Here is a 23,111-nt window from a genome sequence, read left to right as displayed (position 1 = left end):
TTGGTGAGACCCCTGTCAAGTAACAGATGAAAATTTATCAATAGAATTACCTTCCTCATGTTAATCCTTACGTACGGGTCTACAACTTATATTCCAACTTTTCTTAGATAAAAGAAACTCCCAACAGCCTTAGATTGGCATAATCTAGTAGCTGAAATTCCTAATGAAAAAGTTGAAATCGATTCAAAAGGATATTATAATCCTGAACAAGCACCTCATTTCCACAAGTGGATGTCGGAGGATTAGTTTTTTTGGAGCAAATGGAATTATATATCGTAAATGTTCCATTTGATGAAAATAACAATTCAAAGGTGCGACCTGCCTTAGTTGTTGAAATCAAAGGAAAATATATCACTATTTTTAAAATAACTAATCAATATATAAATAAGTCTAAAAATATAAAGCAAGCCTACTATCCAATAATCGATTGGATAATAGCTGGGTTAAAACAGGCTTCCTATGTCGACACCCACCGGACCTATAATATTCGTAAAACCGCAATTTTCAAAAAACAACCAATTGGAAAACTCACTAGCACAGATGTTTTAGGTTTATATCATTTTATCCAAAAAAATCATTCGTTCAAAAAATAAAAGAACAAATGATTTTTTTGTTTTCTTAAAATTAATAAAAATATTTCGCGGGTAAAAAAAGCTGCTCCTTCGGTAACTTCAGAAACGAGGCTCAAGCGAAAAACCCGCTTGTGCCTCGTTTCTTCCAGTTACTCGGAGCATAACGCTTTTTTAATCACCTTGTTTCGCGGGTAAAAAAAGCTGCTCCTGCGGCAACTTCGATAAATCAACTCAAGCGAAAGACCCGCTTGTGCTGCTTTTCCTCCAGTTGCTTGGAGCAGAGCGCGTTTTTTACACCTGGTTTAACGGGATTAAGAAGGCTGCTCCTTCGGTAACTTCAGAAACGGCGCACAAGTGAAAGACCCACTTGTGCGCCGTTTCTTCCAGTTACTCGGAGCATAACGCCTTTTTAATCACCTGATTTTAAGCGGCGTCGTCTGTGAATTGGCTGTTGTAGAGTTCGGCGTAGAAGCCTTGTTTGGCCATTAGTTGGTCGTGGTTGCCGGTTTCTACGATGGAGCCGTGATTCATTACAATAATATTATCGGCGTCGCGAATGGTTGATAGGCGGTGGGCCACGACGAAACTGGTTCGGTTTTCTAAGAGGCGAGCCATTGCGCGTTGAATTAAGATTTCTGTCCGTGTATCAACACTTGAAGTGGCTTCATCTAAGATAAGGACATCTGGATTGGCTAAGAACGCACGCGCAATCGTAATTAATTGGCGTTGGCCTTGCGAAATATTACTTGCTTCTTCGTTTAAAATCGTGTCATAACCATCTGGTAGTTTCCGAACGAATTCATCGACGTGAGCAGCTTTTGAAGCAGCCAAGACTTGTTCTTTTGTCGCGCCTTCATTGCCATATAAGATATTGTCGTAAATCGTACCAGTAAAGAGCCAAGTATCTTGTAAAACCATTGAAAAATGTTGGCGTAATTCATCGCGTTTTAAGTCGCGGGTATCGCGGCCGTCATAGCGTATGCTGCCGCCTGAAATATCATAAAAACGTTCCAATAAGTTGATTAAAGTCGTTTTCCCAGCGCCAGTTGGTCCGACAATGGCTACCATCTCACCTGGTTTGACGTTTAAACTAAAGTCGGTCATTAAAAGCTGGTCTTTCTCATAACCAAACTGAACATTTTCAAATTGGACTTTGTAAGGCGAGTCGGTTTGAACAGGTAAATTTGAGGGTTCATTGCTCATTTCTGGTTCGTCTAAGACTTCAAAAACTCGTTCAGCAGATGCAACGGTTGATTGAATCATATTAATTAAACTTGCTAATTGGGTGATTGGTTGTGAGAATTGGTTGGTGTATTGTAAGAATGCTTGAACATCCCCTAATGTCATATTCCCATTGGCAACTTTAATCCCACCTAAAACCGCAACGAATACGTAACCTAAATTTTTAACAAAGTTCATGAGTGGCATAATCATCGCTGAAATAAATTGGGCTTTCCAACCGGCTTCATAAAGTTTTTCGTTTTCGACTTCAAAAGCTGCTTGATCGGCCGCTTCATGGTTAAACGTTTTAACCACCGTATGACCAGCGTATGTTTCTTCGACTTGGTCATTTAAAAGTCCTAAACTTTTTTGTTGAGCGGCAAAATATTTTTGTGAACGTGGCGCAATTAACATCACAACCACTAGGCTCAGTGGTACAGTAACAAGGGCGATTAAAGTTAGTTGCCAACTAATACTTAACATCATCACAAGTACCCCGATAAAAGTTACAATACTCGTAACAAATTGCGTTAAGTTTTGTTGCAACGTACTCGCAATGTTGTCCATGTCATTAATTGCACGTGACATAATATCCCCATTCGTATGGGTGTCAAAATAAGAAATTGGTAAACGATTCATTTTTTCATTTAATTCTTTTCTTAGTTCATAGACAGTTCGTTGCGACACGCGGGTCATGATAAATTGTTGTAAGAAATTGAATACGGCTGAAAGAAGATATAAGCCGATTACTAAGACAATAATTTGGGCGATTTTCTCAAAATCAATGGGGAAACTGGTTAATTTTTCGCCCATCTTCATTTGTTGGGCCCCCTTCATTACCCCATTAAATATTTCAGTCGTTGCTTTCCCTAATATTTTAGGGGTTTGAATTTGAAAAAGAACCGCTGCAATGGCTAAAACGAAGACCGACGTGATTGGAAGAAGGCGTTTTGACATATAACGAAACAAACGTTTTACCGTAGGGCCAAAGTTTTTGGCTTTTTCACCTTTCATGCCAATGCCTCGTCCGGGTCCATGACCTGGTCCACCCATTGGGCCTTTTTTAGGGGGTTGATTTTTTTTCTCACTCATTGACCAAGTCCTCCTCTCTTAATTGCGATGCGACAATTTCTTGGTAAGTTTGGCTTGTCGCTAATAATTCTTGGTGTGTCCCTTTGCCAATCACTTTTCCTTCATCAAGAACTAAAATCATATCGGCATCCATTACGGTACTCACCCGTTGAGCCACAATGACTAAGATGCTATTGGTGACATCGGTTTTTAAAGCTTGACGTAATTTAGCATCGGTTTTAAAGTCTAACGCGGAAAAGGAATCATCAAAGACAAAAATATCGGCTGGTTTAACCAGGGCACGAGCAATAGCCAAACGTTGCTTTTGTCCACCTGAGAAGTTGCCACCGCCTTGTTCTACCCAGCTATCGAGTCCATCTTCTAACGACTCGACAAAATCACGGGCTTGAGCAGTTGTTAGAGCTTGCCAAATTTCTTCATCCGTCGCTTTTGCATTGCCATACTGCATGTTTTCTCGGATTGTGCCACTAAATAAAACGGCTTTTTGTGGCACAAAACCGATTAATTCACGTAAGTTTTGTTGCGTGACTTCAACAATGTTTTGCCCATTGATTGAAATTTCACCCGCTTCAATGTCATATAAACGCGGAATTAAATGAACAAGCGTCGTTTTACCAGAACCCGTTCCACCAATAATCGCAACGGTTTGTCCTGATTTCACCTTAAAATCAATGCCTTCAAGTGCGAGCTTTTCTGCTCCAGTATAGCGGTAATTCACTTGATTGAACGCTAAAGTCGCTTGTTCTTTTTGTGCCACTAATTTTTTAGGGGTCACTGGATCTAAAATTTCATCTTTTTCATCAAGGACTTCATTGATCCGTTTCGCCGATGCTTGGGCACGCGGAATCATGACAAACAACATCGCCAACATCATAAAGCTCATCAAAATTTGCATGGCATAAGTCATAAAGGCAATTAAATTCCCGACTTCTAATTGCATGTCCGCAATATAATGCGCGCCAAACCAAGTAATCGCGATGTTCGTTCCGCTCATAATTAAAGTCATGAGTGGCATCATAAGTGACATCAACGTATTGACTTTAATCGAAGTTTGGGTGTAATCTTCGTTGGCGTCGTCAAAGCGATTTTCTTCGTACTTTGTTTTATTGAAGGCACGAATGACCCGAACGCCCGTTAAATTCTCACGAAAGACGAGGTTTAAGCGGTCCGTTTTTTCTTGCATACTCTTAAAGAGTGGCACGGCAAAGTACATCAAAACGCCAATCACAACAACTAAAATCGGAATGACATAAAAAAAGACTTTCGTTAAAGCACTATCTTTTTGATAAGCTAAAAAACTAGCCGCAATTAAAGTAATCGGTGCGTTAATCATCATCCGTAAAGACATTTGTATCACCATGGCGATTTGGTTAATGTCGTTGGTCGTTCGTGTAATTAAAGAAGCTGTCCCAAATTTATCAAACGTATTCAGGGAACTATTTTCGACTTTTTGATACACGTCACTTCTTAGTTTTTTCCCTAATTTTTGGGATTCACGTGTGGCAAAGTACGTATTGCCGATTGCCGCAATAATACTAATGATTGAAAAGCCAATCATGATAAAGCCTGTTCGCCAAATATAATTGATATCGCCTGTTGCGACCCCATCGTTAATAATATTTGAGGTTAATGTGGGTAAATATAAATCTGAAACTACTTGGACACTCATAAAAGCAACTGCTAAAATCACCGTTACAAGTGACAATCGTTTATAAAGTTTGATCATCCGTTTCTTCCTTCCTTCTTGCACCGTCTTTTAACCAATTGAGTTTAAGCATAAAGATTTGAATAATTGGCTCAAGTGTCGTTGTTGGTTCTTCTTTGCGAAGCCGGTATCCTTCTGCAATCGTTGAAAAAATAACATGCATTAACATTTTAAAGAGAATTTCTAATTCCGCTTCGTTGTTTATTTTCAACTTTTTCGTGTCCACTACCTTAAGCACAGAAAAATGCTTCTGTTGGTGTGGGCAACGTTTTGGTTTGATTTTGGTCGCTACTTTTTTCTCTAATTGCGGGACCATTCGCTGAAAACCATGTGCATCTAAATTCATAAATAAATTTTGATAAAATTGACGGTCTTCTCCATCAAAAATTTCTGGTGCCAGGCGCATAAAGTATTCTTCAATCGCTAAGAACAAATCGCCTTCTTTTTCTTCAATCGTTTGAATCAAATAACGATGCCCACTACTTTTAAGTGTTTGAAAATAGTAATAATACAAATCTTCCTTATCGGTAAAATATTGATAAAAACTCCCTCGTGAGATATCCGCTTCTTTAATAATTCGGGCAATGGAGGCTTCGTTTAAACCAACGCGTGAAAATTCTTGTTTGGCTGCTTTTAAAATGCGCGCTTGCTTTTCTTTTGGTAAATTAAAAAAAGTTTCCGTTGGCATTGTCTTCCTCCTTCCTTTTTAAACATTGACCTTTCCATATGACACTCTGTCATATGACGCATTGTCATAATAAACCTCTTTTAAAAAAAAGGCAAGAAAAAAGATAGAAAAAAGTGTGAACTTTTCTATCTTTTTATTTATTTTATAATTAAGCGGCTTTATATGCGTATTTCTCAACGGTTTGTTTGATTTGTTGCAGTAGTTGTTTATCTGAAATACCGGTAACTTCGGCGATTGTTTTTTCGGTGCCTTTTCGGCTGAGCATTTCATGTAACTGGCGGCTTTGTTCATCGGTTGGGTCATAGTAGTTAAAAATCATCCCAATCGTTTCAATTAAATGAAAAGGCATAATTTTAAATTTTTCTAATTCTAAAATTGGTCGAATGAAACGTTCTTGTGCGCCTAGTTTTCGTAAGGGGGTCCTTGCAACTCGGCGAATCGCATCTGAAATATATTTATTTTGAAAACGTTGAATGATTTTTTGAATATATGCTTGATGTTCGGTTTCGTCAAATCCCCATTTTTCAACCAATAAACGACCCGTTTCTTGTAAAACCGAACGCAATTGTGCCACGACTAAATAGTCTTGCATCGCTTCGTCAATCGTATCGTATCCTTGTAGTGCTCCTGTGTAGGCTACCGTTGCGTGTCCGGTATTCACACTAAATAATTTTCGTTCAATGTATGGTTCTAAATTTTCTACATAATTCACCCCGTTTAAACGAATCGCACTCTTACAGCCGGCTGCTTGGACAACCCATTCACTAAAAGGCTCTACTTGAACAAATAAAGAATCGGCATGGTGTTGTTCTGGCACAATTCGGTCAACTGCGGCATCTGGAAAACCAATCTTTTGCTGTAAAAAGGCCAAATCAGTCGTATGTTTTTTCACTTCTTCGCCAAGAAAAGTTGAGCCGCCAATCATATTCTCACAAGCAATCACATCTAATGGCTGTTGATTATTTTGCTTTTGACGCTGTTGGATCCCTTGCGCAATAAGAGGGGCTATTCTTGGCAAAATATTTGGTCCAATCGCGGTTGTCACCAGGTCCGCTTGGGCGATTGCCAACACGACATCTTCTGGTTTTGTGGCGTTATTTAACCCGGTTACTTTTTGAATCGTCATTTGTTCTTTACTTTCATCGGCTAATTCGATTGTATAGCTTTGGCGTTGTTTTAAAGCTTCAATGATTGTTTCATTAATATCTACAAATGTAATTTCATAACCATTTTTGGCTAAAATTTCACCAATAAAGCCTCGACCAATATTTCCTGCTCCAAAATGAACTGCTTTCATTTTCCTTCTCCTCCTAAGCGGCGACTAAACAGTCGATGATTTCTGTTTGATTTAATGCATCTGCCAAATGAATCACATTGTCAATATCACTACAATAAAGGGCAATTTGTTGGATGAGGGATAGGTGATCTTCACCCACACCGGCAATACCAAACAAGACGGTGACGATTTTTTCTTCTTCTTCCGTACCAAAGTTCACCCCATCTGGGACTTGCACAATACAAACGCCTGATTTTTTGACGTATTTTTTAGCTTCATCTGTACCATGAGGAATCGCAATAAAATTCCCCATGTAGACAGATAACAGGGCTTCCCTTTCAAGCATCGCCTCAATGTAATCTTCGCTCACACAACCCGCTGCAACCAACTGTTCGCCGCAGTAACGAATCGCCTCTTCTTTATTTTTAAATGTTTGATTTAAATGAACCATTTCGGTCGTTAAATGTTCCATGGTTAAATGCTCCTCTCTTATTTAAGCAACTGCTTTAATTTGGCGAATCACTCGTTGAAATGATTGGGTATTTAATAAACTATTGAAAGCTAAGTGCTGAATATCTGGGTATTTTTCTTTCAGTTGTTCGCTTAAAGCGGCATTACTAATTACTAAACAATCTGGACTCGTTTTTAAATCAGCAAGATGGACTTTCTTTAAAGGTAAATTCAAGCCATTTTGACGCAACAATTGCGCAAACGTTTTTTGGGCCATCGTTGCTGAGCCTTGACGTGTATCGTAAACAAACGCGATTTCTTTGACATTGGAAAAGTCGGCCAATGGAACTTGAATGGTTTCTTCTAACGTAACTTCAGGTGATTCTTCCAATGGTTGATTGGTTAATTGGGCAATGATTTCATCGTAACGTGGCGAATTCAAAAAATTTTCAACCGCCACAAAAGTACTATTTGGCGCTTTTTGCTTTGCTCGTTCTTGTAATTCTTCTTGTGTTACGATTAATGTTTGTGCCTCATCGCTTAAACGGCTAATCGCTTGATTTTTTACGGTTAAATCTAAGCCGGCTGCTTGCACTTTCTTCCTTAAAATCGAAGCGCCCATTGCACTTGACCCCATTCCCGCATCACAAGCAAAGATAATTTGGGTAATACCTGCTAGATCATTTAAGGGTTGGCCACTTTTAGCCGCGGCTTTGGCTTTTTGCATTTTTTCAATCTTTTCAGCCAGTTGATCGGTTGTCGTTTCGGTCGCGTCAGCTTTTAAAATAACGGTCGCGATACCAAAAGATACGAACGTTGCGACTAAAATACCTAATAAAACAGGAATGTGTGCCCCCATTGGTGCCATCGCTAAAATCGCAATAATTGACCCTGGTGAAGCGGGTGCTCTTAACCCTGCATTTAAAATTTGGAAAGTGAAGCTACCTGAAACGCCTCCACCAATGACTGCTAAAAATAAGAGCGGTTTCATCATGACATAAGGGAAATAAATTTCGTGAATCCCACCAAAGAAATGAATCAACATTGCACCTGGTGCCGAAGCTTTTGCTGAACCTTTCCCAAACAATGTGAAAGCAAGTAACACGCCTAGCCCTGGGCCCGGGTTGGCTTCTAGTAAGAATAAAACCGAGCGCCCCATTGTGGTGACTTGTTCCGTTCCAAGTGGGGTCAAAATGCCATGGTTAATCGCATTATTTAAGAAAAGGATTTTAGCTGGTTCGATAAAAATATTCGCTAATGGAATGAGTTGGGCTTGCATAATTGCGTTCACTCCATTGGCCATCGCTTGCGTGAGTGCGTCAACAACGGGACCGACTGCCACAAAGCCTAAAAGCGCTAAACCAAAACCAATTAAACCTGCTGAGAAGTTATTAACCAGCATTTCAAAACCTGCTTTGATTCGATGTTGGAATAATTGATCGAATTTCTTCATCGAATACCCTGCCAGTGGTCCCATAATCATAGCGCCTAAGATCATTGGAATATCGGTTCCTACAATCACACCCATCGTCGCAATTGCTCCAACAACCGCCCCGCGTTCTTCAGCAATAATTTTCCCACCGGTATAACCAATTAAAATCGGAATTAAATACGTTAGCATTGGACCGACCATCGTTGCGAATGATTCATTCGGTAAATAACCATCCGGAATAAATAAAGCTGTTAATACGCCCCAAGCAATTAAAGCGCCAATGTTTGGCATGACCATACTGGATAACGTGCTTCCTAACTTTTGAACTTTGGCTTTCAACCCCGCCTGTTTATGTTTTTGATTCATTTTGAAAACTCCTTTCGTTCTCCTCTTGTTGACTTTATTCTAGCTCCTTTTGAAAACGCTTTATAGTCGTACCTTGTCACGCTTTCTTGTGCCAAAAGTTGACGTTGGCACAAAAATAGCCACCAAAACCAATTCGTTTCATTGGTTTTGGTGGCTATTGCCTGCGTTTAAAAAGTTGTTTCGGTGAGAATTGTTAACACTTCTGTGGGCGTTTGGGCATCGCTTAAGGCCATGACTTGGGCTAAATCCGTGCCTAAAAAAGCAATTTCTTGTAAGCCAGCGAGTTTCTGGTCCGTCAAATAAACAAAAAACAATACGGTCGCTAATTTAGGATGGCGCTCACTGCCAAAATTCACCCCATCTGGTACTTGGACAAAAGCCATTCCTGCTTCTTTGATCCATTGTTGACTGCCATTTTCACCATGAGGAATGGCGATATAATTGCCGATATGGACACTCAATTGCTGTTGACGTGCTTGCATCGAGGGAATGTATTCTGGCGCAATTTTCCCAGCTTGTACTAATTTTTGTCCGACCACTTCAATCGCCGTTTGCGCATCTGAAAATGATTGATTAAGTAAAATAAAGATATCCGAAAAATCAAACATCACGTGTCCCTCCTTGAATTTCTTCAATTGAAAGGCTTGCCAGAAGTTGGTAAATAATTTCTTGATTGCCTGAATTAAAGATTTCCAAATTCAAATCATTCATGATTATCGCGCCACTGACTTTTCCTAACATTTTACTCGTCGATTCTTCCATTGGCGAAGGTGCAAGCATAAGTAACAGGCGTTTCAAAGGCATCTCTTGCTTATCCATTCCCATAATAGTTAATGGCGTCACTAAGTCAAAAATGACAAAAAGTGGTTCTTTCACGCTTGAATCGGCCGCGTGAAATAGACCAACTTGGGTATTGGGAATGCCAATTGGCGCTTGGTGTAGTCGTTGCCACAATTTTTCTTTGACTTTAAAGACGTCGGTCACTATTTTAGTATCCAGTTGTTGCAAACAAACTTGGAGTGTTTGCGAAAGGTCATTGGGATTGTTAATTTCACTAATAAAAAAATGAGCTAAAAAGCGTTCTACTTGCGCGAGAAACGCCAATAAATGTTGATAACTTTCAGGAGTCGGTTCATTTGTTTTCGTACCGACTTGGAGTCTTTTTTCTTGATAGTTTAAAGCATGAAGCGCTTGGCGAATTTGCTCTAACTCTTCTTCTAGTAATAATGGAGAGACGAGTAAGTATTTCCCTGGATACCCAGGTAAAACAGTGGTAGATAATACTAAATCGTAATCTTTGAGCAAATCAACTTTCTTTAAATCGGCCACACGAAAAAAGGTCACCGTATGAATAAACGGAAAATTTTTGCGTAAGCGTCGCTCCAGCATTCGGGTGGAAGCAAGACCACTGGGCGAAATGCCAGCAATATCGACCGCCATAATTTTCGGGCTTTTTTCTAATGAGTTGGCAAAATGTAAAACCAAGTACGCGACTTCTTCTTCTGAAAAAGCCACCGTTGGGAAAACTTCACGAACTGCTTGACGAATCGCGAGGCTGACTTCTTGGTATTGATTAACGACTTTTTCTAAAATGGGATTATTCAACTCTGGCTCGCGCAAAATGCCTCGACTCAAAGTCGCTGATAAATGCGTTAAAAGCATTTTATAAAGTTGGCTATCTTCAAAAAAATCGACTTCGACTTCATGGCTAATTTTTTCAATTAATTGCTTGACTTGAAAAGCTAATTTTAAATCAAAATCTTCTTCAAAAAAATCGGCTTCATAAGAACTTGAAAAGGTATCAATCAACTGGGCAAAAAATAAAATTTCACTGATGCTGTAAAGTTGCTTCGTTTGATTGGCTAATTGTAAAAAGATTTTTTTAGCCAGGGTTAAGAATTTTTTATCCATACTGTGGCTATATTCATCTTCTCCTAGCGTTAATCCTTGTGAAAGGCGATCCATGCCAATCGCTAACATTAAAACTAAAAACTTTAATTTTCGATCACTTAAATTACTTAAATTCGGTTCTAAAATTTCTAAAACGGCTTGTTGCGCAATGTCTAGATGAACCCGGTCAACAAATTGTAAAAAATAATCGGCTTGTTGTTCAATTTGTTCCAAATGAAAAAATTGATAATCGTTGATTTCCAATCCGAGCGTATTGGCTAGGAGTAAACGCTTTTGACTTTCGGGGCCTACGATTTGATAGCCGCGGTTACGGGTAATCGCCAGTGGCAAATGCGACATGCGTTTTTCTAGTTGCTTAATATCAGCAAAAAAAGTCGTATTACTGATTAAAAACTCTTCTAAAAAGAAACTTAGTGGCAGTGGTTCTTGGTGCACCAATAATTTTAATAAGATGGCATGTTGCCGTTCTTGCGTCGAAAGCGCTTGAAAATCCGTCTGCAAGCCAAGGTCTTCCATCAATTTTTGGCGTGTTTCTTCGTCTGCGACTAAAACAAAGCGGCCACGCGTAACACGGTCTAACTGGGCCCCGACTTCTTCTAAAGAAGCTTCTAAATTAGCAACTTCCCGATATACGGTACGCTTACTCACTTTTAATAGTTGCATCATTTCATCCAGTGATAAAGCTTGTTGGCGTTGTAATAATTCACTTAAAATCGTCGCTTCTCTTTGCGACAAGAACATGCAAATCCTCCCCTTTCAACCATTTTTCATATTGTGATGTCTGGGCATAATCTTTAATGAGTAAATACGTTGTGCCCTTTGGTAAATTCACTTGTGTCAAGTAGTCTTTCGTTAAAACAAGCAATGTTGTTGGCTCAAGTGGGGAAGGAATCGTCGCACTTTTCATAATCGTTCCTTGGTACCCCGTTTTTTTAGCCGCTTTTTGCATAAAATCAACCGCGATCGTTTGCGTCCCTCTTTTGGGTGCTTCATAAAGAAAAACAACTTTTTGATAAGGAAATGTTGTCGTCAAATCAACCACTGTCTTTTCTTTTGACCGGTCCCGTTCTTCGTGGATGATTGGCGCCTCCCACTGGCTAACGAGGGCTTGGTACGTCGCTTCATCAAGAAATTGTTGAATCGGATAAATTTGGGCTTGCGGGGCTTGTTTTTGCGCTTGTTGCAATAATTCTTTTTGGACAACAATTAAGCTATTTTCATCGTTTGGGACTTGTTGTAGTGCGAAATGACTTACCGGTAAATTTAGCCGAGCTTTCGCTAATTCTTTTTTTAATAAACTTGCTCCCATCGCACTCGAACCCATCCCTGCTTCACAAGCAAAGATAATTTTTTTAACTTTTTCCACTTGAATCTCCTTTATACTTTCTTCTGTCAGCAAGATTTTTTGTTGTAAAGCTAAACTAGCAATCAAAAAAGAAACAAACAAGCTGACCCCCATCCCTAGAAAGACACCACCCACCATTGTAGCAGGTGCATTTAATAAAATCATAATGACCGATCCTGGTGAGACCGGAGCGGTTAAACCGACTTGTAAAAATTGGAAAACAAACGTCCCACTCATGCCACCTAAAATCACGGCTAAAAAAAGCCACGGATTTAACCAAACAAAAGGAAAATAAATTTCATGTAAACCGCCCACGCCTTGAATGAGTAGCCCACTACTCGCGTGGCCTCGTAATTTTTTTGGTCCAAAAAAAACAAAGGCCAGTAAAACCCCAAGACCAGGACCTGGATTAACTTCAAGTAAAAATAGTAGCGAAGTCCCTTTTTGGGTCGCAATTTCTAATCCTAATGGGGTCAAAATCCCATGATTAATCGTATTGTTTAAAAATAAAATTTTTAATGGCTCAAGCACAACATGAATGAGTGGCAATAAGTTTAATTGAACTAGCTTTGTCACAAAAAGACCTTCAAAATAGCTCATCTGCGTAACAAAAGGGCCAACGACAAAGAGACCGAAACAACAAAAAAGAGCTCCTAGACTTCCGGCTGATAAATTATGGACGAGCATTTCATAACCAGGTTTTATTTTTGGCAAAACTTTGCGATCAAAAAGCCGTAAAGCATAACCAGTTAGTGGCCCTATCATTAAGGCACCCAACATTTGAGGAATCGTCGCACTCGCAATCACCCCCAGTGTTGCCATCCCACCGACCACACCTGCTCGTGCGTGGATTAATTTGGCGCCACTATAACCTAGTAAAATCGGCAGTAAAAGATAAACCATCATTTGATCAATTTGGATTAACCGGTCATGAAAAGCCCCTGTTGTTAAAGGTAGCAGCAGATTTAAAAGTCCCCAAGCTAAAAAGACACTTAGGTTGGGCATTAGTATACGACTCATAAAGCGACCCAGTTTTAAAAAACCATTGAGTTGCACGTTTAGCAATTGTCTTACCACTTTTTCACCTACTTTTCCCTCTTTTGCCTTCTATTATAAAAGATATAAAAAAATAAAGATATATATATCCCTTGTTAAATAATCACTATTTAACAGAGGAATACGAAACCATTCACTAGTGGTTAATTATAAAATATCTTCTGCGCATCACTAGCGTTATCTAATATAGGATCGCTCGTGAGGTTCGAGGTTAATACCAGCTTCTTCATATCTAGCTTTAATGTTTTCTTGATCCCAATTTAACGGCATCCTCCTAGGCAATGATTTATGTTCTTGTGAAGTTACTGTCGCTGTCCATAAATATCGATCTAATAAACTCCTGATAAAATCCTCTGTTAAAGTCCCGTCTTTTGCTTTTTGTTCGCAAATGTCTTGTATGTATTTTTTCTTAGGTATAACATGTTCGTATTCTAAGCCTGATACCCTGTTAGTCTTTAATACTTTTAATGCAGCAGGAGTAACATAGTCAGTTGAATAGCGCTTGTCGTTCCACTTTACTGGTAAGTCTTTTGTCGCTAAATAAATATGGAGGTTAGCAAGAAACTTACCTTTTCCTTCATGAATTCCTTTCATAAAAAGCATATCATTAAAATCGAGCGTATTTAAAAAACAATAATATTTATTGGCCAATATATTAATAATATATTCTCTTCTTTTGTCCACTATGAACCATCTCCTTACGAAACAAATGAAAACCTATTGACATTATACAGTAGAAATCTATTAGTCTATTGATTTTTATTAATCTAAAGAACCCTAATTGCAGATTAATGTAAAATAATAGAAAGATAAATATAATGAAAAATGGATAGAATTTTCTAAAAAAAGGTCATCCCCTGGGTCAGCGCTTTTTTTTTTGAATTTTTTGAAGAATTATCATTTGATAAAAAAATAATGAGTGATAAGTATCGATTAACAAATAGAAGCCAACAATGACATCTAAATATAACATCAAACACAGCCAAAACTTAATAATTCAAAAGTTTTGACGCGAATAAAAAACGCGAATACAATCAGGTTATGAATGTTTCATTAACTGATGTCAAAAAGTAGAGGGGTATTACCATGTTTTTAGAAAATAAATTGGGGTTAACGACCAAATTGAGTTAGCAAAAGTTGAAAAAAAATCAGCAAACAAAAAACAAAAGAATTATACGATTCAAAGAGAATAGATAAAATTGTAATTGGAACATTTAGTTGCTCGGAATACTAGAAAAGCACCTGGACGATAGCCAGTGATGTTCACCTCGCCAACTTCTTTTTCATAAAGAAACGCGTGTTAGCAACACTCATCTCCCCTTCTTTTCTTAAATTTTAAATAAAGCAACATTTTTTAGTTTCTCATACTTTGTTTTTCTTACTTTTATGTTAAACTAACTCTTGGAAAGTCGTTTTTATTTAACGATAGGATGAGTGAAAGGGGCGTAATCTATCGATGATTACCATGAAAGATATTATTCGCGAAGGCAACCCAACTTTACGTGAAACCGCAGCAGAAGTTGTTTTTCCTTTGAGCGAAGAAGATGTACAACTTGGTCAAGAGATGATGACCTTTTTAGAAAATAGCCAAGACCCAGTCAAAGCTGAAGAACTCGATTTGCGAGGTGGGGTTGGTCTAGCCGCACCACAATTAGATGTCTTAAAACGCGTGATCGCGGTCTTAGTACCAAGTGACAATCCAGAAAAACCTGAGCCACTATTAAAAGAAGTGATGTACAATCCTAAAATTGTTAGTCATTCTGTCCAAGAAGCTTGTTTGGGTGATGGCGAAGGTTGTTTGTCCGTGGACCGCGATGTACCGGGCTACGTGGTTCGACCCGCTCGAATTACGGTTCGTTACTTAAACGCAGCCGGTGAAACGAAAAAAGCGCGCTTTAAAAACTACAGCGCGATTGTCGTGCAACATGAAATTGATCATTTAAATGGTGTCATGTTTTATGATCATATTAACAAAGAAAATCCGTTTGCGTTAAAACAAGACGTGTTAGTCATTGAATAAGAAAAAATCCTCTAAGTATATGTTTACTTGGAGGATTTTTTTATGCAGAATTTTTTCAGTTTTTAAAAGAATATGAATCAATTTATTTTAAAAACTAATGAATGACGAGTATCAATTAACAAATAAGACGATTTCGGCATCGAGTTAGTCAAAAATAGCTCTTGTTTTTTATTCTATGTAGGATGAGAGCTTATAAAGATTTTGACTTAACCGGTGTGCCTTCTGCATTCCCGATAATTGCGTCGACTTGGATGCGCGCTTCTTTTGGTAAGTTGGCTACTCCAACGATGCGTCTTGCAGGGGGATTGGTTGGGAAGAAGTTCGCATAAACTTCGTCAACAATCGCCATTTCTGCTAAGTCTTTCACGTAAATATTCACTTTGACGGTGTCTGCTAATTGATGGTCGATGCTTTCAACGATTGACTGTAAGTGGGTGAAACATTGAATCGCTTGTGTTTTGATATCGGTTGCCACTAGCTCACCAGTTTGCGCATCAACTGGCAATTGCGCCGACAAGTGATTGTAGTGGGAGAAAGCCACGGTTTGCGTTGAATAACGATCGATTGGGGCTTTGGGTGTATTATTTGCCCAAATCACAATGCCATGACAATCTTCAATTGCTTGTGGTGGTGTGCCATCGCCATGTGAAACGACTGCTTCAATTTGAACCAACGCACCATGTGGTAAGTCAGCCACTTCGAAAACCGTACGAGCCGGTAAATAATTCACGGCACGAGCAATCGCTGAATCTGAGAAGAACGTTAAGTAAACCTCATTAACGGCAGCCATATCTGCTAAATCTTTGACAAAAATCGTTGTTTTCACAATATCATCCAGTGGCACATCTATGCTCTGAAGGATTTGTTTAATATTTTCTAAGACTTGTTTTGTTTGCGCTTTTACGCCTTCTGCTATAATGCGCCCTGTTTTTGGATCAATTGGCAATTGCGCCGATAAATGATTATAGTGTGAAAAAGCCACGGTTTGTGAAGCAAGTGGATCAACTGGTGCTTGCGTGGTTTGATTGGTTAATTTAATTAAATCACCCGCTTGTGGCGCGTTTGGAATCGTTCCTTCACCATGTGTAATTAACGTATCAATTTGTAATAAAGCACCTGCTACTGGTAAAGCGTCAACTACGGCAATGGTACGAGCAGGTTTATATGTTGGGAAAAAGCATGCGAAAACAATATCAATTGCATCAACGTCTTGAATGTTTTTCACAAAAAAGCTTAGACGAACCACGTCCGTCATCACATAATCTAAACTAGCTACAATCGCCGCAATGTTTTCAAAACATTGATTGGCTTGCGCTTGAATGCCCCCTTCAACTAATTAACCGGTAGCTGGATCAAGCGGTAGTTGGGCGCTAAAATTATTATAATGTGAAAATGCGACCGTTTGTGACGCATGCTGATCTTGGGGTGCCCCCTTTGTATTTCTTCCTACAACTGTATTATAACCACTCATCAAAACATTCTCCTTTTTAATTACTTTAGTAAAAAGATACTTTTACTTCTGGCCTAGCATAACAGGATTCCTCGTATTAAGATAGCGTTTTCAAAAAAGATTGGTGATTCTGCTTAGTGCCTTCTTTCACCTTTGTCCAAAAAAGACATAGCAAAAAAACCATTTCTCATTTCTAAAAGAATGAAGAGAAATGGTTTTTTTAAGACAATATTAATTGCCTTTTGCTAAACTAACCTGATGGTCCTGTTTAATTTTTTCCAACAGATCGGGTTGCTCAATTAAATCTAGGGCTGTTTTGGCCAATAGTTGCGCGGCGATCCCAATTGAATTTAAGCCTTTTTCGCTACGAGCGGCGGCTTTAAATTCAATTGAATGCCCAGCGATGTATTCATCGGAAATCGAGACGGTCGGCTGAATCGTTGGAATCACTTGACTGACATTACCGACATCTGAAGAGCCTAGGCTTTGTTTTTTCGCCTCAACAATCTCATCAGCTGGTACGCCAGACGATGCCGCATGACTCAAAAATAGTTCGTCAAAAGAATCGGTCACAATAATATCATCGACCGCATTTTGGAATAAGCCAAACTCATAAGTCGCACCGGTCGCTAAAGCTGCTCCTTTTACGATGTTTTCCACTTTCGCATAGATGTCATTTAACGTCGCGCGATTGGCTGCTCGTAAGTAAAAACGGGCCGAAGCAAATTCAGGAATCACGTTGGCCGCGACCCCCCCGTTGGTAATGACGCCATGAATGTTAACGTCTTTTGGCAAATGCAAGCGTAACGCATTGATGCCGTTAAAAACTTGGATAATGGCTTCTAAGGCATTAATCCCTTTTTCTGGTGCGGCTGCTGCATGACTAGCCACGCCATAAAATTTAATATCGACAGGATCGTTGGCTAAACCGGTCGATGTTTTGGTGTAGCGATGGCCTGGATGAATACATAAAGCAGCATCGACATCGTTAAAAAAGCCTTCCCGAACAAAACTGCCTTTTGCCGAACCATTTTCGCCCCCTTCTTCACCAGGTGTCCCATAAACGCGAATTTCACCACCAACTTCATCGATGACTTGTTTTAAGGCACTCGCTGCTAATGCTGAATACGTCCCAAATAAGTTATGTCCACAAGCATGACCAATGCCTGGTAGTGCGTCATATTCTGCTAGAAAAGCTAAAGTTGGACCAGGTTTTGTACTTTGATAGCGGGCATCAAACCCAGTATGGTGACCGGCCACATCAAGCGTGACATTAAATCCTTCTTTTAATAATTGCGTCACTAATACATCCGATGAATAAACCTCGTAGTTACTCACTTCGGGATGCTCATGAATATCGATGGCTAACGCTTGGTACTGGGGTAAACGTTCCTCGATAAATTTTTCAATCACTTCATGTTTTGTTTGGGTTGTTACAGTCATACCAATCGCTCCTTTTTTTGAAATAACCTTTTTATTGAAATTTATGTTTATTTTGTACCAAATGTTGCCCAAGCTGGAATACTTGAACCTTTTGATGTTGCTTCAATTACTTTAATCGTTTCGTCTGTTTGATAAGCAGCTACTACTTTTTGATAGACTTCATTGTCGGCGTCTTCTTTACGAGCCGCAATAATATTTACATATGGACGAGAAGTATCGTCAACTGGTTCTAAATAAATCGCGTCGGTCGTTGGTACAAAACCAGCATCGACTGCCATGCCGCTGTTAATCACAGAAGCGGCAACGTCTTGTAGCGCACGTGCTGTTTGTGACGCTTCCAGTTCGACGATTTCTAAGTTTAGTTTATTTTCTGTAATATCTGAAACGGTTGGTGCTTGGGCTTTATCTGGATTAACTTTAATTAAGCCGGCTGTTTGTAATAACAGTAATGCTCGACCACCGTTCGTCACGTCATTTGGAATCGCCACTTGATCGCCTTCTTTTAATTCTTTGACGTCTTTCATTTTGTCAGAATAAATTCCTAACGGCGCATTGACGGTATTCCCAATTGAAACAATCTCTGTGCCATGTTCGGCATTGAAATTATCTAAAAAATATTGATGTTGAAACGAGTTTAAGTCGATATCGCCATTGGCTAACGCGGTGTTGGGTTGACTATATTCGGTAAACTTCACATATTCTAAATCAATGCCCTCGTCTTTTAAACGCGCTTGTACGTCATCCCAAACGTCGGTGTCCGCTCCGATCAAACCTAACTTAACCGTTACTCGTTCTTTTGTCGTGCTGTCTTTTGCAGTGCTTTCTCCTGTTTTACTGCTACAACCTGTTACTAAAACCAATAAAGCAATGGCTGATAAACCAAATGATAAAATCTTTTTCATTTTCATTTCCCCCTAGAAATTTTTTAGTGTGTTATTTTTTTAATAATCAAGTTACTAATGCCTTGACTAATGAAAACCAAAATTAAAATAATTAACATCGCCACCACCGTCACGTCCGTTTGGAAACGATTATACCCACGCGTAATGGCTAAACTCCCTAACCCGCCGGCACCAACCGCTCCAGCCATCGCCGTTAAACCAATGACGTTAATAATGGTTAAAGCAGAAACACGGACAATCCCTGGTAGCCCTTCTTTTAAATAAACCCGAAAGACAATGCCAAGTGGGCTCGTCCCCATCGCTTCAGCCGCTTCAATCACTCCTGGATCGACTTCTAAAAGAGCAATCTCAATTTGACGAGCAAAAAATGGAATGACGCCAGCAATTAAAGGTACTAAGGCCGCTTTGGCTCCAATTGAAGTCCCGACGATTAAACGCGTAAAGACGACAAGTAAGGATAATAAGATAATAAACGGAATCGAGCGAACAATATTGACGACTTGATCTAAAATCGTAAAAATCAAACGTTGCTCTAAAATACCACCTGGTCGTGTGACAACGAGTAAAACGCCAAAGAATACACCCAAAACGCCTGCGACAAGCGACGTCCAAAAAGTCATGTAAATCGTATCAATTGTTGCTTGAATAAATTCCCCTTGGATTGCCACTGCATTGGGGAAATAACTTTCTAAAAATTGTGTCATGTTAAATGCCACCTTTCGTTGTTTCTTTTAAAATCGTTACGTTCACTTCTTGCGCTTTTAAAAAGGCTAACGCTTGTTCACGATTGGCTTTTGTCCCTTTTAAGGTCACAATTAAACTGCCTAGTGGAATGTCTTGAATAATTTCAACGTTCCCATATAAGATGTTGGTAATGACTTGATAGCGACTAAAAAGTTCGGCAATAATTGGTTCACCGGTTTGTTCGCCAACGTAAGAAAGTTCAACAAGCCATTCATCGTCATTGATTTGTGAGAATTTCTCATGGCCTAAAATTGTTTCAAGTGCTTGGTCCACATGGGTAGCCGTGCGAATAAAGTCGCGCGTTAAAGCTTGTTGTGGTTGGCTGAAGATTTGAACACTTTCACCATGCTCGATGACTTGGCCATTTTCCATGACCGCCACTTTATTACAAATTTCTTTCACGACTTGCATTTCATGGGTAATTAAAACAATCGTTAAACCAAGTTTTTTATTGAGTTCTCTTAATAACGCTAAAATTTGCAAAGTCGTCTTTGGATCAAGCGCACTGGTTGCTTCATCACAAAGTAGAATTTCTGGATCATTGGCAAGTGCCCGTGCAATCGCCACTCGTTGTTTTTGTCCGCCAGAAAGTTGGCTTGGATAGGCTTTGGCTTTATCGGATAAGCCCACGAGCTCAAGTAATTCCGTTACTTTTTGTTTGCGTTCTTCTTTGCTTTTGCCTGAATACTTTAATGAAAAATCAACATTATCGAAAATTGTTCGACTATCCATCAAATTAAAATGTTGAAAAATCATCCCAATCGATTTGCGTTTTTCGCGTAATGCTCGCGGAACCAATGCCGTCATTTCAGTGCCATCAACAACGACACTCCCCGTTGTTGGGCGTTGCAGTAAATTAATCACGCGGACTAACGTACTTTTTCCAGCGCCAGAATAACCGACGATTCCATAGACGTCCCCACGTTCAATGGTTAAATCGACGTCGGTGACTGCCGTAATTTTGCGGCTGCCTTGGTTAAAAACCACGGAAATATTTTTTAGTTCAATCATTGTTTGTTTTCCTCCAATTGTTTACATTTGTGTTTTAAGGAAGTACGAAAAAAAGCATCCTCAAACAAAGAAACGATTTTCTTCATTTGAGGACGCTTTTTGCGTGGTACCACCTCAATTTAAATCTGGTTGACCAGATTCCTCTTGCCCATCTTTCTTGTTACGCTAATTATAAACAAAAAAAGTCCTTTTACTAGCGAATACTAGTAAAAGGACGAATCATCGTGTTACCACCTTTTGTTTGGAAGTTGCCTCCCCTTAGCCCGACATTTCTTTTTTAAGAAAGATTGGTGTTTCTTTTAACGGTGAAACGACTCCGAGCTTGCCTACCTATCGACAAACTATCCTCCAAGGCCATTTTCTACTCTTTTGAACTTAACTCTTTCCACCAACCAGAGTCTCTCTTAAAAGCATCCAAGTATACTTTCCTTATCACAGGTTTATTATTCGTGCTGTTGTTGACTAATTTACCGTAAGTTGACTTTTTTGTCAATGCTCTTTTAATAAAAAAGTGATAGGTTCTTCCCCGATTGTTCGGGTTTACTGATTTTGTAAGACCAATACAGATCGTTACTTACTTTGTAAAAAAGCGCCAAATTAGATAACCACCTAAAATCAAAAGAATCAAAACAAGCGTATTCACCCAGGTCGTTGGTGCTTCTGGATCGCCTCCAATTGCACCCATTAACATCCGATTGGCATTTTCCATTCCTTTTGCTACGATTGAATCTTTCTTTTTTTTCATAATGGCATCCCTCGCTTTTCTTTTTAGTATAGCAGACCCTAAAAAAATAGTCTCACACGAAGGCTACGTGCAAGACTATTTTTGAATTTATTTAACGGTAGCCATCGCTTGATTTTTCTTTTGATCACGACGGGCAATCGCTGGTAAAATCATTCCAATTAAGATTAGAACAACTGGGGTTAAAATATTCGTAATTAATTGGAACCACCAAGCTTTTGGATCGGTTGCAAAATCTAATTTTGGCACCATTCCTAAAATACAAGCAAAGGCCGTAAAGAAGAAACACCAAGCGCCTGCGATAAAGCCAATTTTCGGATTTTTAACAAATTTGTATTCTGATTGGTAGTTTTTCCACGCTTTATTTAACATCATATAAGCAAAGAAAACCCATAGATAACGCATTGGCATAACCACTGAATTTAAGTTCGTCATCCATTTCACTAAAGCATCCATGTTTCCAATTCCAATTAATGGTAATAAAATAATGATACTAACTAAAATACCTGTTAATAAGTAACCATTTTTTAAAGTGCCTTTAGCGGTACGCTGACGTAACCATTCTGGTACATACATTGGATCGGCATCTGCTAACAAGATTTGCAGTGGTGCGTCAATTGAGAAAGCTAAAGCCGAAATTTGACCAATCATATTCGTTAACGCATAAACAACCATTAACAAATTGCCGACGCCGTAATAGGCCCCTAGTTTTTGGAACGCGCTGTAGGCACCATTGGTCATTAAATCGGCCGGAATATTGTCACTGGCAAACAACATCCCCATCGCAATTGAACCAAGTACGGCACTCACCGCAACCATTCCAGCTAATAAGAACATCCCTTTAGGAAATTCTTTTGATGGGTTTTTCATTTGATTGACGTAAGGTGAGATTTTTTCTGCGCCCCCAACGGCAAAAACTAACATTGAAATCGTGGTGAAGTAAGAAAAATCAAACTTCGGAATATACGTGCTGACACTGGTCATGTTTGGTGTCGCAATTTCCATTGATGAGTGAATCGCGGGTGCACCAACGGCTAACAAAATAAATAAAATCGACATGACAAACATAGCCGTACCAGCTAGACCACCGATTACTTTCAAAGTTGAAAGTCCTTTAGTTGATAGGTATAAGAATAGTAAGAAAATGACTAAACTAGCAAGCGCCACTAAATTGACCGGCATTGCTGAAACCATTGTCCCATCGCCTTTAACCGCCCAACCTAAAGCAATTAAAATCGCTTGCGGTTTTTGCGCTAAATAAGGAATGTGGACTACCCAATACGTCCAAGCCGCATAATACGCAAGACGTTTGGTTGAGGTATTTTCAACCCACGAACTGACGCCTCCACGACTATCTTTAAAAGTTGAACCGAGTTGCCCAACAATTAAAGCGTAAGGGATAAAATATAACGCTAAAATTAACAGCCAAGACGTCACAACTGAGATTCCTTGTTGTGAATAGTTGTTCACCACGTTGCCTAAGCCCCAAACCATGTTAAAGGCGATGAGACCAACGGTGAACCAACGAATTTGTTTTTGATTCATTTTGTTTGCTCCTTTGGTATAAGAATAATTATTAAAAGATTGCCTAAATTATCATAAACAAAAGAAAGAAAATTAGCAATTCGTTTTCTGACAATTTTAAGTTTGTTTTCATACATTTCTCATGAAAATAGCTCATTTTA

At 39.2% G+C, this 23,111-nt stretch carries 18 protein-coding genes, 1 pseudogene and 1 other annotated feature; of the genes and pseudogenes, 2 read left to right on the top strand and 17 right to left on the bottom strand.

The features are described 5' to 3' along the window. Positions 1 to 260 precede the first annotated feature (260 nt). On the top strand, positions 261 to 593 hold the full coding sequence (locus JOD14_RS00920) for a hypothetical protein (RefSeq protein WP_239576026.1): 333 nt from the start codon (positions 261 to 263) through the stop codon (positions 591 to 593). Between the two features lie 402 nt (positions 594 to 995). Here JOD14_RS00920 and JOD14_RS00915 read toward each other — a convergent pair whose 3' ends face one another. The 10 genes from JOD14_RS00915 to JOD14_RS00870 all read right to left on the bottom strand — a co-directional run bounded on the left by JOD14_RS00915 (position 996) and on the right by JOD14_RS00870 (position 13,798). Further along, complete coding sequence (locus tag JOD14_RS00915; RefSeq protein WP_204652808.1) at positions 996 to 2,885, bottom strand: ABC transporter ATP-binding protein; 1,890 nt, start codon at positions 2,883 to 2,885, stop codon at positions 996 to 998. Next, positions 2,878 to 4,611 carry an ABC transporter ATP-binding protein gene (locus JOD14_RS00910; RefSeq protein WP_204652807.1) on the bottom strand — a complete coding sequence of 578 codons (1,734 nt, stop codon included), beginning with the start codon at positions 4,609 to 4,611 and terminating at the stop codon, positions 2,878 to 2,880. The genes JOD14_RS00915 and JOD14_RS00910 overlap by 8 nt, the downstream gene beginning before the upstream one ends. After that, entirely contained in the window at positions 4,595 to 5,278 is a 684-nt protein-coding gene (locus JOD14_RS00905; RefSeq protein ID WP_204652806.1) for a TetR/AcrR family transcriptional regulator, read from the bottom strand. Before JOD14_RS00905 ends, JOD14_RS00910 begins: the two co-directional genes overlap by 17 nt. A 148-nt stretch (positions 5,279 to 5,426) precedes the next feature. After that, positions 5,427 to 6,575, bottom strand: coding sequence for a mannitol-1-phosphate 5-dehydrogenase (locus JOD14_RS00900; RefSeq protein WP_204652805.1), 1,149 nt, complete (start codon positions 6,573 to 6,575; stop codon positions 5,427 to 5,429). Between the two features lie 13 nt (positions 6,576 to 6,588). Next, positions 6,589 to 7,026 (bottom strand): PTS mannitol transporter subunit IIA, encoded by a 438-nt coding sequence (locus tag JOD14_RS00895; protein WP_204652804.1) that lies wholly within the window; start codon positions 7,024 to 7,026, stop codon positions 6,589 to 6,591. Between the two features lie 21 nt (positions 7,027 to 7,047). After that, positions 7,048 to 8,802 (bottom strand): PTS mannitol transporter subunit IIBC, encoded by a 1,755-nt coding sequence (locus JOD14_RS00890; protein ID WP_204652803.1) that lies wholly within the window; start codon positions 8,800 to 8,802, stop codon positions 7,048 to 7,050. Between the two features lie 167 nt (positions 8,803 to 8,969). Further along, positions 8,970 to 9,410: a PTS mannitol transporter subunit IIA gene (locus JOD14_RS00885; RefSeq protein ID WP_204652802.1), complete on the bottom strand. Its 441-nt coding sequence runs from the start codon at positions 9,408 to 9,410 to the stop codon at positions 8,970 to 8,972. Next, complete coding sequence (locus tag JOD14_RS00880; RefSeq protein ID WP_204652801.1) at positions 9,403 to 11,454, bottom strand: BglG family transcription antiterminator; 2,052 nt, start codon at positions 11,452 to 11,454, stop codon at positions 9,403 to 9,405. The genes JOD14_RS00885 and JOD14_RS00880 overlap by 8 nt, the downstream gene beginning before the upstream one ends. After that, positions 11,417 to 13,135, bottom strand: a complete 1,719-nt coding sequence (locus JOD14_RS13470) for a PTS mannitol transporter subunit IICB (protein WP_204652800.1) — start codon at positions 13,133 to 13,135, stop codon at positions 11,417 to 11,419. The genes JOD14_RS00880 and JOD14_RS13470 overlap by 38 nt, the downstream gene beginning before the upstream one ends. A gap of 156 nt (positions 13,136 to 13,291) precedes the next feature. Next, positions 13,292 to 13,798 carry a hypothetical protein gene (locus JOD14_RS00870; RefSeq protein WP_204652799.1) on the bottom strand — a complete coding sequence of 169 codons (507 nt, stop codon included), beginning with the start codon at positions 13,796 to 13,798 and terminating at the stop codon, positions 13,292 to 13,294. Positions 13,799 to 14,570: 772 nt separating this feature from the next. On the opposite strand from JOD14_RS00870, the gene def reads away from it, so the two are divergent. Then, positions 14,571 to 15,134, top strand: coding sequence for a peptide deformylase (gene def / locus JOD14_RS00865; protein WP_204652798.1), 564 nt, complete (start codon positions 14,571 to 14,573; stop codon positions 15,132 to 15,134). Between the two features lie 190 nt (positions 15,135 to 15,324). On the opposite strand, the pseudogene JOD14_RS00860 reads toward def, so the two are convergent. From JOD14_RS00860 to JOD14_RS00830, 7 genes and pseudogenes are all read right to left on the bottom strand, one after another. Next, a pseudogene (locus JOD14_RS00860) lies at positions 15,325 to 16,605 on the bottom strand (Rid family hydrolase). A 210-nt stretch (positions 16,606 to 16,815) separates the two neighbouring features. After that, positions 16,816 to 18,027, bottom strand: coding sequence for a M20 family metallopeptidase (locus JOD14_RS00855; protein WP_204652797.1), 1,212 nt, complete (start codon positions 18,025 to 18,027; stop codon positions 16,816 to 16,818). Positions 18,028 to 18,074: 47 nt separating this feature from the next. Further along, positions 18,075 to 18,929, bottom strand: coding sequence for a MetQ/NlpA family ABC transporter substrate-binding protein (locus JOD14_RS00850; RefSeq protein WP_204652796.1), 855 nt, complete (start codon positions 18,927 to 18,929; stop codon positions 18,075 to 18,077). 23 nt (positions 18,930 to 18,952) lie between these two features. Beyond that, entirely contained in the window at positions 18,953 to 19,633 is a 681-nt protein-coding gene (locus JOD14_RS00845; RefSeq protein WP_204652795.1) for a methionine ABC transporter permease, read from the bottom strand. A gap of 1 nt (position 19,634) precedes the next feature. Then, a complete protein-coding gene (locus tag JOD14_RS00840) occupies positions 19,635 to 20,684 on the bottom strand; it encodes a methionine ABC transporter ATP-binding protein (protein WP_204652794.1) in 1,050 nt (349 codons plus the stop codon). An 85-nt stretch (positions 20,685 to 20,769) separates the two neighbouring features. Then, positions 20,770 to 21,129, bottom strand: a binding site (T-box leader). 129 nt (positions 21,130 to 21,258) lie between these two features. Beyond that, a complete protein-coding gene (locus JOD14_RS00835; RefSeq protein ID WP_204652793.1) occupies positions 21,259 to 21,429 on the bottom strand; it encodes a hypothetical protein in 171 nt (56 codons plus the stop codon). A gap of 87 nt (positions 21,430 to 21,516) precedes the next feature. Then, on the bottom strand, positions 21,517 to 22,971 hold the full coding sequence (locus tag JOD14_RS00830) for an APC family permease (RefSeq protein WP_204652792.1): 1,455 nt from the start codon (positions 22,969 to 22,971) through the stop codon (positions 21,517 to 21,519). Positions 22,972 to 23,111: the final 140 nt, after the last annotated feature.

Source organism: Enterococcus lemanii (assembly GCF_016909125.1).
GTDB lineage: Bacteria > Bacillota > Bacilli > Lactobacillales > Enterococcaceae > Enterococcus_I > Enterococcus_I lemanii.
This window is presented reverse-complemented; position numbering and strand designations above follow the sequence as displayed.